The organism is Peribacillus tepidiphilus (genome assembly GCF_009466385.1).
In the GTDB taxonomy this organism is placed as follows: Bacteria; Bacillota; Bacilli; order Bacillales; family DSM-1321; genus Bacillus_BN; species Bacillus_BN tepidiphilus.
Genome location: NZ_WIAQ01000007.1, coordinates 1 through 12,751, shown reverse-complemented (window position 1 = coordinate 12,751; position 12,751 = coordinate 1). Strand labels below are relative to the sequence as shown.

General features: G+C 38.9%; 14 protein-coding genes. 8 read left to right on the top strand and 6 right to left on the bottom strand.

Annotation, left to right across the window (positions count from 1 at the left end; genetic code table 11):
- Positions 1-74: 74 nt before the first annotated feature.
- On the bottom strand, positions 75-1,115 hold the full coding sequence (gene hemE, locus GD441_RS06110) for a uroporphyrinogen decarboxylase (RefSeq protein ID WP_153124788.1): 1,041 nt from the start codon (positions 1,113-1,115) through the stop codon (positions 75-77).
- 231 nt (positions 1,116-1,346) lie between these two features.
- On the opposite strand from hemE, the gene GD441_RS06105 reads away from it, so the two are divergent.
- Both GD441_RS06105 and GD441_RS06100 read left to right on the top strand, forming a co-directional pair.
- Positions 1,347-1,859 carry an antibiotic biosynthesis monooxygenase family protein gene (locus GD441_RS06105; RefSeq protein ID WP_153124786.1) on the top strand — a complete coding sequence of 171 codons (513 nt, stop codon included), beginning with the start codon at positions 1,347-1,349 and terminating at the stop codon, positions 1,857-1,859.
- Positions 1,860-2,040: 181 nt separating this feature from the next.
- The gene (locus GD441_RS06100) at positions 2,041-3,435 is read left to right on the top strand and encodes a hypothetical protein (RefSeq protein WP_153124784.1); all 1,395 of its coding nucleotides are present in this window, start codon (positions 2,041-2,043) and stop codon (positions 3,433-3,435) included.
- 39 nt (positions 3,436-3,474) lie between these two features.
- Here the strand turns inward: GD441_RS06100 and GD441_RS06095 are convergent, their stop codons facing one another.
- Complete coding sequence (locus tag GD441_RS06095; RefSeq protein WP_153124782.1) at positions 3,475-4,125, bottom strand: phosphatase PAP2 family protein; 651 nt, start codon at positions 4,123-4,125, stop codon at positions 3,475-3,477.
- 167 nt (positions 4,126-4,292) lie between these two features.
- Between GD441_RS06095 and GD441_RS06090 the strand changes: the two genes are divergently transcribed.
- From GD441_RS06090 to GD441_RS06080, 3 genes are all read left to right on the top strand, one after another.
- Positions 4,293-5,468, top strand: coding sequence for a M20 family metallopeptidase (locus tag GD441_RS06090; protein WP_153124779.1), 1,176 nt, complete (start codon positions 4,293-4,295; stop codon positions 5,466-5,468).
- 315 nt (positions 5,469-5,783) lie between these two features.
- Positions 5,784-5,957: a hypothetical protein gene (locus GD441_RS06085; protein ID WP_153124778.1), complete on the top strand. Its 174-nt coding sequence runs from the start codon at positions 5,784-5,786 to the stop codon at positions 5,955-5,957.
- Entirely contained in the window at positions 5,954-6,247 is a 294-nt protein-coding gene (locus GD441_RS06080) for a hypothetical protein (protein WP_153124775.1), read from the top strand. Before GD441_RS06085 ends, GD441_RS06080 begins: the two co-directional genes overlap by 4 nt.
- 70 nt (positions 6,248-6,317) lie before the next feature.
- Here GD441_RS06080 and GD441_RS06075 read toward each other — a convergent pair whose 3' ends face one another.
- The 3 genes from GD441_RS06075 to GD441_RS06065 are packed head-to-tail and all read right to left on the bottom strand — an operon-like array spanning position 6,318 to position 9,046.
- Positions 6,318-7,043 carry an EcsC family protein gene (locus GD441_RS06075; RefSeq protein WP_153124773.1) on the bottom strand — a complete coding sequence of 242 codons (726 nt, stop codon included), beginning with the start codon at positions 7,041-7,043 and terminating at the stop codon, positions 6,318-6,320.
- Between the two features lie 55 nt (positions 7,044-7,098).
- The gene (locus tag GD441_RS06070) at positions 7,099-8,310 is read right to left on the bottom strand and encodes an ABC transporter permease (protein ID WP_191992113.1); all 1,212 of its coding nucleotides are present in this window, start codon (positions 8,308-8,310) and stop codon (positions 7,099-7,101) included.
- Positions 8,303-9,046: an ABC transporter ATP-binding protein gene (locus tag GD441_RS06065; protein ID WP_153124769.1), complete on the bottom strand. Its 744-nt coding sequence runs from the start codon at positions 9,044-9,046 to the stop codon at positions 8,303-8,305. Before GD441_RS06065 ends, GD441_RS06070 begins: the two co-directional genes overlap by 8 nt.
- A gap of 632 nt (positions 9,047-9,678) precedes the next feature.
- On the opposite strand from GD441_RS06065, the gene GD441_RS06060 reads away from it, so the two are divergent.
- From GD441_RS06060 to GD441_RS06050, 3 genes are all read left to right on the top strand, one after another.
- Positions 9,679-10,098 carry an HIT family protein gene (locus GD441_RS06060; RefSeq protein ID WP_153124767.1) on the top strand — a complete coding sequence of 140 codons (420 nt, stop codon included), beginning with the start codon at positions 9,679-9,681 and terminating at the stop codon, positions 10,096-10,098.
- Between the two features lie 446 nt (positions 10,099-10,544).
- Positions 10,545-11,645, top strand: coding sequence for a 3-phosphoserine/phosphohydroxythreonine transaminase (serC, locus tag GD441_RS06055; protein ID WP_153124765.1), 1,101 nt, complete (start codon positions 10,545-10,547; stop codon positions 11,643-11,645).
- A 98-nt stretch (positions 11,646-11,743) separates the two neighbouring features.
- On the top strand, positions 11,744-12,259 hold the full coding sequence (locus GD441_RS06050; RefSeq protein ID WP_153124762.1) for a tryptophan transporter: 516 nt from the start codon (positions 11,744-11,746) through the stop codon (positions 12,257-12,259).
- An 89-nt stretch (positions 12,260-12,348) separates the two neighbouring features.
- On the opposite strand, the gene yhzF is transcribed toward GD441_RS06050, so the two are convergent.
- On the bottom strand, positions 12,349-12,543 hold the full coding sequence (gene yhzF, locus GD441_RS17720; RefSeq protein WP_476742314.1) for a membrane protein YhzF: 195 nt from the start codon (positions 12,541-12,543) through the stop codon (positions 12,349-12,351).
- Positions 12,544-12,751 lie beyond the last annotated feature (208 nt).

The following is a 12,751-nucleotide window of genomic DNA, read 5'->3' as shown; positions in this document are numbered from 1 at the left end:
TGATTTATCCTCTTCTATTCTGCACAAACATCATATTTTTACCAGCCAAATGCATCATTGATAGGCTAGGTAAATCATTTTTTTGAAGCAGAGTATTCATGGATAAAATCTGTCAGACGTTTTAGCGTTTCTGGCTTTACTTGAGGGAAAACACCATGACCTAAGTTAAAAATATAACCTGGCTGGGCCATTCCTTGATCCAAAATCGCTTTTGCCCGTTCTTCAATGACTTCCCATGGAGAAAGAAGAATCGCAGGATCTAAATTTCCTTGAACTGCTTTGGTGATCCCCATCTCTCTTGCTTGTGAAATTGGCAGTCTCCAGTCTAGACCAACTACATCAAGAGGAAGATCATTCCATTCAAGTGCAAGATGGCTTGCACCAACTCCAAACATAATAAACGGAACATTTTCTTCTCTTAAGCTAGAGAATATACGATTCATCACCGGCTTAATGAACGTACGATAATCTTCAACATTCAATGCGCCTACCCAGCTATCAAAAATTTGGATTGCTTTAGCACCAGCCTTAATTTGAGACTTCACATAGGTAATGGTCATATCACCAAGCTTGTCCATTAACGCAAACCATGCTTTCGGCTCTGAATACATGAAGGCTTTCGTTTTGTTGTAGTTTTTTGAAGGTCCTCCTTCAATCATATAAGACGCCATTGTAAAAGGAGCACCTGCAAATCCAATTAATGGTACCTTCAATTGTTCTTCCGTTAATAATTTAATCGTTTCTAAAACATATGGAACATCTTCTTCTGGATGAATTTCGCCCAGCTTTTCAACATCTGCCAAAGAGGTAATTGGGTTAGAAATAACCGGACCGATCCCTGCTTTAATTTCCACATCAACGCCAATTGCTGGAAGTGGTGTCATGATATCTTTATATAGGATTGCAGCATCCACACCGTATTGTTCTACGGGAAGTCTTGTTACATAAGCGCACAGCTCTGGTTGATGAGTTATTTCAAATAATGAATATTTTTCTTTTATCGCACGATATTCAGGCTGAGAACGACCTGCTTGTCTCATATACCATACAGGAACGTAGTCTGTTTGTTCCCCGCGAGCTGCTTTTAGAAATGTGTCGTTAATCACCATTGACATATACTTTTGCCACCTTTCAAGCTAAATAAAAAATTTCCCATCTGCACATAGTCATATGAATTCAATATAACCCTTTTCCACTATCTATGTATAGATAACGTTACTATTTGTCAAAAAATAGCCTTATTTCCCATATGTTTTGAGCATTCTTCCTTGATGTAAAAAATAGTAATACAAGTTACAATGTAAAAGTGTATAGGTAGTTAAAAATACTAATTGAGGTGAAAAACCATGTTTTCTTATATTACTTCAGGTACATATGAGTACTTGCGAAAAATAAAAGATCAAAATAAGAATGAAACCATCATTTTGATGCAAAATGCAGAAACCGCTTTACTGCTTCATGAGACGCAAGGATCGACTATTTTTAAAGAACCAAGAAAATATGAAGTAATTGATTCAGTTGGTGAGTTAAGACAGAACGGTTATATTGTTATGAATAATATTCCAGTTACAGAAGAAGGACGTCCTGTCTTTGAATACCGCTTTAAAAATCGAGCAGGTCAAATTGAAAAACAACCTGGCTTTTGGGCTATAAGAATTCTTCGTCCTCTAAAGTCAGACACCTACATTATTTTAACACAATGGGAAAATGAAAGGGCTTTTAAAAATTGGCAGGGCTCACAAGCATTTGAGAAGGCTCATGCGAAAAAACAAAGCGACGATGCTTCAACCACAGTCAAGAAAATATTTTCTGGTCCATCTTATGTAACTCAATATGTCGTTCCGGATTTAAAAGAGTAACGAGTAAGGTCATTGCACCCGCAATCATAATGGTTGGGGTGCTTTTTGTATGGTTTGGAGCTTGTTAATGAGACAAATACAGAAAGAATTTCTCACCCCTTAATCGTTTATTCATATCCTGTAATAAGCATTAGAGGGCATATGCCCTAATTATTTAGGATTCTAAGAAGGGGGACACTATATGGGAGTTGAATTAACGGCTCTTCATGGAATATATGTCGTTTTTATTCTCATAATCATCGGATTTATGGTTATACGGAGAGATACAACTCTTATTTGTATCGCAGGAATTTTCACGTTAGCACTTGCTGCAACTGGTAGCATTTCCGGATCGGTTAGTGGAGTTTTTAACAGTTTCATATTCGCTATAACTGAACTGCTCTCCACTATTCTAGTCATTTCCATTATTGTCGCTATGAGTAGGGTTCTTACGATCACCGGAATCAATGATGTTATGATTTCACCATTCACCAAGTGGATTCGTACACCTGGATTAGCTTATTGGATCATCGGAATCCTTATGATGCTCATTTCATGGTTTTTCTGGCCATCTCCGGCTGTTGCGTTACTTGGTGCTGTGCTACTGCCTGTTGCCATCCGTGTAGGCTTGCCAGCATTAGGTGTGGCAATGGCGATGAATTTATTTGGCCACGGGATTGCTCTATCCGGTGACTTCATCATTCAAGCCGCTCCAAAGCTTACTGCAGATGCTGCTGGAATTTCTGTAGGAGAAGTCATCTCTGCAAGTGTGCCTCTTGTTTTTACGATGGGAATCGTCACCACCGTTACTGCATTTTACTTCCTCAAAAGAGATATAAAGCTGAAAAAATTGTCGGTCGAAAGCATGGTTGTCCCAACCAATGGCACTGACTCAAATGAAGCGACACTGCTCACAAAAACACAAAAAACGTTCTTTTCCATCTTAATTCCTTCCGCATTCACATTAGATGTGATTGCCATGTACCTGTTAAAATTGCAAGGAGGCGACGCTACCGCACTTATTGGCGGGACTTCTGTTTTCATCTTAATCCTCATTACTCTTTCAGCTCACGGGAACAAAGGACTCGAAAAAATAACTAGTTATTTAATAGAGGGATTTCAATTCGGATTTAAAGTTTTCGGCCCTGTTATTCCGATTGCCGCTTTCTTTTATCTTGGAGATTCCGGCTTTTTCAAAATTCTTGGTGAAGATGCCCTTCAAGGGTCTCAAGGAATCGTCAATGATCTTGGTATTGCATTAGCAAACATCGTACCATTAAATAAAGAGGTTGCTGCTGTAACACTGACTTCGATCGGAGCGATTACCGGACTAGATGGTTCTGGCTTTTCAGGCATATCGCTGGCAGGTTCAGTAGCCAATTTATTCGCTACTGCACTTGGTGCCGGAGCTGCCACGCTGACTGCTCTCGGACAAATTGCAGCCATTTGGGTAGGTGGCGGTACACTCGTTCCATGGGCACTTATTCCTGCAGCAGCTATTTGTAACGTTGATCCTTTTGAATTAGCTCGTCGAAACTTACTTCCAGTTACCATCGGTCTTGTTGTCACTACGATTGTTGCAATGTTTCTCATTTAAAAAAATCCATGCCGCTTTTAGTAGAAGCGGCATGGATTTTTATGCTTTATTCATAAATGTATAAAGCTCTTGATAAGCTTTGAGGCAGCTCAGTACAAACAACCCTCCGAGAGCATATCCTCCAATAATGTCTGATGGATAATGCGCACTCAAAACAATCCGGCTGATTCCGACAAGAACGACCATCATGTAAGCAGTTACCCAAATAAACGCCTTAACAGACTGAGACTTCATTCCCTGTGTTAAAAAATAAGCAATCACCGTATAAAAAATAATTCCGACCATCGCATGTCCGCTTGGAAAACTGTATCCGAGAGCGTCAATCGAAGCGTCAATAGCAGGTCTTTCACGTTCTACCATTTTTTTTATAAATTTATTAAGCTGGTCCCCTCCAGCTACAGCTAGCACAACAATCGCCATGGCCACATAATTTTTTTTGAAAATCCATAGATAAGCCAGTAGCAAAAGACTTCCAATGCCAATTACGGTTTTGGAACCAAATTCAGTAATCACCACAAAAAAAGAATGAGACACCCCTTTATTCCATTCAAGGAAAAAACTTTGTATAGGCGTTTCCCAGCTTAATTCATTACCATTGTTGACGGCTAAAAAAACATATAAGAACACTCCAAAGCATAGCAGTAATAAAAATGAGTACAAATAGGATGGATTTTTTTTGGCTGTTTTCACTTTATTACCCCCTTATTCATCATTTAATAGTGTTTCCACCCAACCAATATTAATCTAAGCAAGAAATAAATTCCACAGAGTTTTTCAAAACTCTAAAATATGGAATAATGATATACTTACTTAAAGAATATTACCAATAGTTTATATATTCAAAGAGGTGGTCAAGCATGTTACGTTCATTAAATAAAATCCTTGAGGACTATTTTTCAGAGATGGTATCGATCCGCAGGTACTTGCACCAGCATCCTGAGCTATCTTTCCAAGAAACTAAAACAGCTCGATACATAGTAGATTTCTATAAACAGCTTGGAGTGGAAGTGAGAGAACAGGTCGGAGGTAACGGAGTGGTTGCCAAAATAAAAGGAGGAAAACCTGGAAAAACAGTGGCACTTCGGGCTGATTTTGATGCTCTGCCTATTCAGGACGAAAAAGATGTTCCATATAAGTCAACAGTTCCTGGGGTTATGCATGCATGCGGTCATGATGCTCACACGGCTACTCTCCTAGTGCTGGCCAAAGCCATAAATGAGTTGAAGGAAGCCTTGCCTGGCGAATACGTGTTCATTCATCAGCATGCAGAAGAATATGCTCCGGGTGGTGCAAAACCAATGATTGAGGACGGTTGCCTCGATGGAGTTGATGTTATTTTCGGTACACATCTTTGGGCACTGACGCCGACAGGAACAATCGAATATCGCGTAGGACCTATTATGGCCGCTGCTGACCGTTTTGTGATCAAGCTTCAAGGAAAAGGCGGACATGGTGCCCAGCCCCATAAAACAAAGGATACCATCGTTACGGCTGCCCAGCTAGTCATTGCCCTTCAACAAATTGTAAGTAGAAGAGTGAATCCAGTTGACTCAGCTGTCGTCACAGTGGGGTCATTCGTTGCCGACAATGCCTTTAATGTCATTGCTGACAGTGCTACGCTCGTCGGAACCGTAAGAACATTTAATGAAGAAGTAAGAGATTTCATTGAAGCTGAAATGGAAAAAATCACAAAGGGCATTTGTTTAGCATCGGACTGTTCATATGAATATGAATATTTCAGAGGCTACCCTGCCGTTGTCAATCACGAGGAAGAAACCATGTACTTAATTGAAGCAGCTAAACAAGTTGCAGAAGTGAAGAACATTTCAGAAGCTGAGCTAAATATGACAGGAGAAGATTTTGCTTATTATCTACAGCACGTAAAAGGCACATTCTTCTTTACCGGCGCTATGCCTGTAGATCCAAATGCTGTTTATCCGCATCATCATCCTAAATTTGATATTGATGAAAAATCCATGCTAATCGCAGCAAAAACACTCGGTGCCGCAGCTCTAGGTTATCATGAAAATTGAAATACGTAAGGGACTGTCTCAAATGCCTTATGAAGAGAACCCACGAAGAAAATAAATTTTTCTTGTAACTTTTTTGAGTATTTTCTTCTTGAATGTACAGGATATGAGTCGCTATTCCGATATATCGGTCATCAGGTACAATATATCGGTCGTCTATAGAGAGCTGGCAAAGGTGAAAAAGGTTTTGCTTAAATCACAAGGGTTTTCGCTTAAATCAAATGGATAAACGCTTAAATCAAAGCACTGAACGCTTAAATCAAAAAAATTTCCGCTTAAATTAAAAGAATTAGAGCTCGCTTAGGTGCAAGATTTCGGATGGCATCTCCATATATCGGTCGTCATCACCAAGATATCGGTCGTCATGACCAGGATATCGGTCGTCATTCCAATATATCGGTCATCATGACCAAGATATCGGTCGTCATGACCAAGATATCGGTCGTCATTCCAATATATCGGTCATCACGACCAAGATATCGGTCGTCATGACCAAGATATCGGTCGTCATGACCAGATATCGGTTGTCATTCCAATATATCGGTCATCACGACCAAGATATCGGTCGTCATGACCAAGATATCGGTCGTCATGACCAAGATATCGGTCGTCATTCCAATATATCGGTCATCACGACTAAGATATCGGTCGTCATGACCAGGATATCGGTCGTCATGACCAGGATATCGGTCATCACGACCAAGATATCGGTCGTCATGACCAGGATATCGATCGTCATCACAAAAGGTGATTTTGAGTATTCAATAAAAGCTGTCCCATAAGTCGGTGATTCCCACTTATGAGACAGCCCTTTTCATAAGCATTCGTTTAGAATGTCCAATATTTATCATTTCAACGGACATGATCAGTATCCTTCAAGCATCTCATTCGATAGCAATTTATAGCGGTTTCCCCAAGTGTTTCAAGCAGCTGATAATTGGCATATGCGCCTATAGCAGCACCAATACCCGGAAGAAGCTGTAGCATCTTTACAAAATCAATATAATCACGATATTCCTGCTGAAAGACTTTCCAATCCATATCTTCCACTCGATGTTTGTATGTTTCCCAATTTTCTATTACATCCATCGTTTCATGCCTCTTTTTTTCACTTGAAAAAGCAAGCTGGAATACGTGCAAAATATAAACACGCTCTTCCATTTTACTTACGTCATATCCATATACTGTAGCCACTTCGAATAGAAATTTCATTTTAATGCTTAGCAGTAGAGGAAAATCGGCAAGACTTAAAAAAATGCCGCCAGCCCCTGTACCTGCTCCCTCTACCATTGCCGTTTTCCGATAAAAAGCAAGCTTCTGTAAAGCAAGCTCATCTTTTTCCTGAAGTGATGAAGCTAGATCCGTTCCTTTTTTGGTCGTCCAGTTTGCCCCTGTAAGAGTTGTCTTAACCATCGTTTTAATCGCCTCTGTTAAGGCTGTGTGTATTTTTTCAGGAATGATTGTATTTACCTTATTTTGAACTTGTTTAGAGAAGCGTTGCATCATACTCGGCTTCTTTTTCATTCGCAGCTTCCATTTACGCAATTCTTCATGAACTTTTTCCTCATACCTGTTCATAGCCATCGCTCCCATAGTACGTATAGGAGTAATACGATTTACAGCACTTATTGTTTCACTTGGTTGAACGAATTTTTTTCATCATATAAAAACGGAACCCAATCACAAACAAAATCCCTGCAGTTAAGGCTATAATCGCTTGAACAATGTCTCCTGCTATCCAAGTAAAAAGAGAGAAAATAACAGCTTGACCTATTAATATAATGGTCAACAGCTTCATTAATGATTGTTCTCTATATGTTTCTGGAACAGGATAAAGGTGAAGCCACATTTTCATATCATGATGAACACTAATCGTTAATAGCTGAAATCCTGTTAAATATAAAAACAACAGGACTACCAGTAATTTCGCCCACACGACGTTACATGCAAAAAGAATGATACTGCCAATTGCTGAAAGCCGTAATGTTAGACCAAAATAGTCATTACTCCTTACTAACGTTCGAGCATACAAGTACGTGTATGTTTCTACATGAGTAGATGGAATGAAATGTAATACAAAATCCATCCATTTTCTTCTCGTCACTTTATTTTTCAGTTTTGGAACATCTGTAAACAGGTTCGCAACACGATAAAACAACATCATTCTTTTGTTTTCAAGCTCAATTAGCCTTTCCCATTTTAACAGCTTGCCACTGGCGATCTTTTCAAAATAGATCCACAAGCCTCCAATTACTATAGAAAGAACGAGTAAATAAATAAATGGAGCATGTAAAAATAAGAAATATAAAAATAAGACGTTCACTAGAAAACGGACAATAAAATCGATAACTCCTGAAGATGTTTCAGGCAAACGCTGTATGTTCCATCGAATCTTTAAATTAGCATATTTGACAATCAAAAGGACTGAGATGAAATATAAAAAATCACCAAATGCTCCTCCAGTCACTTGTACATACAGAGGCATACATGCAGCGAGAACCATAACTAATAGATAGCCTTGAAACATAAGACTGACAAGTAGAGATTTATTCACGTACCCCTTTAAATCCTTTTCAATCGGAAGCAAATAAATGACGTCAGGCTCTTTAAAGAAAGTAAGAATGGGACTGTTCGTTAAAACGAAACCAATGACAATAGCCATTAATATTTCAGCAGGGAAGCTTGAATCAAGCGTTTTCACCCATTCACTGTAATAATAGGCGATTCCCCCAAGTCCAATTAACAGCACAAAAAGTAGATGTCCATTAAAAATATATTGCACATATTTTCTGATCTCTTTATTGAACGATCGAAAGCGATCCCTCCATAAATGTTCTTTATTCATGTTCGTTTTCTTCCTTTGTGAGCTGAATGTATAAGTCATCCAGAGTGGCATCAGGCATAGAGAACTGCTCTCTTAGCTCCTCCAGTGTTCCCTTTGCCCGTACCGTACCATTATGTAATATGACAAAAGAATCACAATAACGCTCTGCAGTAGCCAATATATGAGTAGACATTAATATACCTGCTCCGCTTTCTTTCATTTTTTTCATCAAGTCAAGAAGAGATTGAATGCCAAGAGGGTCTAAGCCGACAAAAGGCTCATCTACAATATAAAGAGACGGTTGTACCAAAAAGGCACACATAATCATAACCTTTTGCTTCATTCCTTTAGAAAAATGAGCTGGAAACCACTTTACCCTTTTTTCCATCCGAAATTCTTTCAAAAGTGCTTCCTTTCTTTCTTCAAACACTCTTTCATCCAAGTTATAAGCCATCGCCGTTAATCTCAGATGCTCATCTAGCGTCAACTCATCATATAAAATAGGCGTTTCAGGTACGAAGGTAAACTGTCTCCGATAAGCGTTCACATCATCAGCTGCCGTCTTTCCATTTATTTTCACACTACCGCTTTTCGGCTCCATGAGACCAATTATATGCTTGATTGTTGTACTTTTCCCTGCTCCGTTCAAACCAATCAAGCCAACCATTTCTCCCTGATTCACTGTAAAGCTGACATTTTTTAATACCGGCACTCTCGTATAGCCGCCCGTTAAATCGTTAATTTCCAATAATGACATAGCCAGTTTTTCCTTTCTACTCTTTGTTTCATATTTTATCAAAAACCGCTTAAAACAAAAAATCATTTCCACAATTACCCACGGAATTTATCTCCCTACCTGGACATGATAATGAGTGAGGAGGCAAGGGATCAGCGCAATGGAAAGAAGTTCGGGAATGAATTTTCAACCATTGAAATGAGGTGTCTGTTAAAGACAGAAATCTGACTTAGAAGCTGGTTGATTTTCCTAAACGGCAAGGGGATGGTCATCTTGCAAGGAAAAAAATACCGTTCAAAAGTACCTTTGTAAATTCCTTATAAATGAGGTGTTTGTTAAAGGCTTCCTACTGCTTTATACGTTATGAGTAAAACTTATAAAGAATTAGGGGATGGTGGCTTTGAACGTAAAAAATTATCATTGAGCATACACTGATCATAAAATGAGGTGTTGATCAAAGATAATCAAGCCTAAGTTAAGTCGCTGAGAACTGCTTACCTCATAGAAGGCAGGATGCATCTACGTTGCATTCTGCCTTTTTATCATATCATTTTGTCAGCCTAAACTAGTGCTTTCCGCTTTTCGTTTGACTACTTTGTCAATAATGGTAAAATGATGTCAAATAATTTTGGCATCTTAAAGGAGGAAGAACAATGAGTGATTGCATTTTCTGTAAAATAATCAATGGTGATATTCCATCCGCAAAGGTATTTGAAAACGAACATGTCCTGGCTTTTCTTGATATTGGACAAGTCACAAAAGGCCATACATTAGTCATTCCTAAAATACATAAAGAAAATATTTATGAATTGACACCTGAAATAGCAAAAAACATTTTTGAAGTAGTACCTCAAATTGCTAATTCCATCAAAAAAGAATTCAATCCAATCGGATTAAATTTAATCAATAATAACGGAGAAAAAGCTGGACAATCTGTTTTCCATTTTCACCTTCACCTTGTGCCACGCTACGGAGAAGGAGATGGTTTTGGAGTAGTATGGAAAACACATAACAGCGACTATACACCAGAGGATCTGCAAAATATTGCAGCTACTATTGGGAAAAATTTGTGATTACAAGGATGGCTGTACTAGCCATCTTTTTTGTTTTGGCTGTTTTCGTAAAGTTTGTTGCTTTTTATAGTGTAATTTAACTTTAATGATCTGAGTTGATTGTAGCGGAGGGCACTTGACTCCTCGAAAATGCATTCGCATTTCCTTCGTGCGGTGTTTATTCGAGGAAGCTTATTCAATGTCCTGCGGGAAAAAGAGGGAAGTGGGAGACCCCACAGGCGGTAACGCCGAGGAGTGACATCCCTCCCCGCGGAAAGCAAGTGCCTGGAGCGGAAATCAACGTGCAGACTTTATAGCCTAAAAACATCAATTTATGCGAAAAGAGCCTTTGTTTTCAAATAATTTTCAAGAAAAATAAATATTTTCTAACAAAAAAGGTGTTCTTTCTGATACTATAGAAAGTAATTTTTATACTTTACTTAGACAAAGTGAAGGGAGACATTTGTATGAAGCGAGCGTACAATTTTAATGCTGGACCGGCTGCTTTGCCATTAGCCGTACTGGAAAAAGCAAATGCAGAATGGCTAAATATTTTCGGATCAGGCATGTCCGTAATGGAGTTGAGCCATCGCAGCAAGGAATATGAGCAAATTCATGCAAAGGCGCAAAATTTGCTTCGTGAGTTAATGAACATTCCTGAACATTATGAAGTCCTGTTCTTACAAGGAGGAGCCAGTCTTCAGTTTTCCATGGTACCTATGAATCTTTTGCCTAAAGATCAGGTTGCCTATTATGTATTAACTGGTGCATGGTCCGATAAGGCGTTAAAAGAAGCAAAAAAAGTGGGTAAAACGAAAGTTGCAGCATCTTCAAAGGAAGACAACTATACGTATATCCCTCCTATTGAAGAAATCCAGCTTGGAGAGGATGCAGCGTATCTTCATATTACGAGTAATAATACCATCTACGGAACGCAATGGAAAGTGTTCCCAACAAGTTCAACTGTACCTATTGTTGCCGACATGTCGAGTGATATTTTAAGTAAAAAGATTGATGTAAGTTCTTTTGGACTAATATATGCTGGCGCTCAGAAAAATTTAGGTCCTTCAGGTGTAACAGTCGTTATTATTCGCAAAGATTTAATCAATAATTCCTTATCTGAGCTACCAACTATGCTGAATTACGAAACGCATGCCAAAAACAATTCCCTATACAATACCCCTCCGACAATGGCTATTTACCTATTGTCCCTTGTCCTTGAGTGGGTGAAAGAGCAAGGCGGAGTCGAAGCAATTGAAAAAATCAACGAACAAAAAGCAAAGGTTCTGTATAAAATGATTGATGAAAGCGAGGGCTTTTATAAAGGGCATGCCCTTCCTGACAGCCGCTCTCATATGAACGTTACCTTCACTTTACCAAATGAAGAGCTAACTAAAAAATTCCTATCTCAAGCGAAAGAAGAAGGTTTTGTCGGCTTAAGCGGGCATCGTTCCATCGGAGGATGCCGAGCTTCCATTTATAATGCTGTCCCGCTAGAGCATTGTGAAAGATTAGCAGAATTCATGGAGACATTTAGAATAAAAAACAATTTGCTTCTAAAAAAATAGTTTCTGTTATATAATGTGTATAAGTTTTTCGCAGCAGGCAACAAGAGCACTGCTGGAGGAACATGAGAATTGCTAGTTTAGCAGAGGAGAAATGAGAAATGAATACAAAAACATTAGTATCCCTTTCCCTATTGGTTGGAATTGGGGCAGCACTCCACACAGTGATACCTGGAATTTTTCTTGGAATGAAACCGGACATGATGCTTACCATGATGTTTTTAGGAATTATTCTGTTTCCTGAAAAGAAAAACGTCTTGCTTCTTGGGATTGTCACAGGCTTAATTTCAGCTTTGACAACTACATTCCCTGGCGGTTTTGTGCCAAACATCATTGATAAGTTCGTAACAGCCTTTCTATTCTTTGTGCTGTTGACTGTCATAAAAAAATTCCACCACTCCATTGTAAGTGTTAGTGCTTTGACAGCAATCGGAACAATCATTTCCGGCATTGTATTTTTAGGTTCTGCCTACTTGATTGTAGGTCTTCCAGGTCCTTTCCTAAGTCTGTTTGCAGCGGTTGTCTTACCAGCAGCTGCCGTTAATACAATTGCTATGGTTGTTGTTTACCCGATTGTCAATGGAATTGTGAAAAAAAGCAACATTGCCACAAATTAATTCTTAAAGTCATGAGGGTAACATTGGTGCTCGACGATCTTCCCTTTGGAATGATCATCCGTTCATCAAGTTACCCTCTTTTCTGTAGATTATTTTAAAAATAGTTGAAAAACATATCCGATTAACAGGAATACAGCTCCACTTATTCCAAGAACAGCCGCCTTTCTTCGCAAAACCTGTTTGGGAGGGTAGACTCCTGCTTTTCCGGATGACAATAAAAAAAATAGCATTCCAAGTAACAAAAGGCTGGAAATACTAAAAAGTACCGTAACAGCTTGTTCCATTTTCCACCTGCTCTCCATGGTTTTTCCCATATATATGCAGGATTGCCCTCTCTTATGTAGCCCGATCCAGTCAAGTCCTTAATATTGTGTAAAATACAAATTACAAGGTTTCAACCTATTTTTGTTTGTTGATTGATTTTATTTGATTGGTAGGGGGTACCCCCTACCAATCAAATAAAATTTCGCGCTTCGCGCATGCCTTCTATTT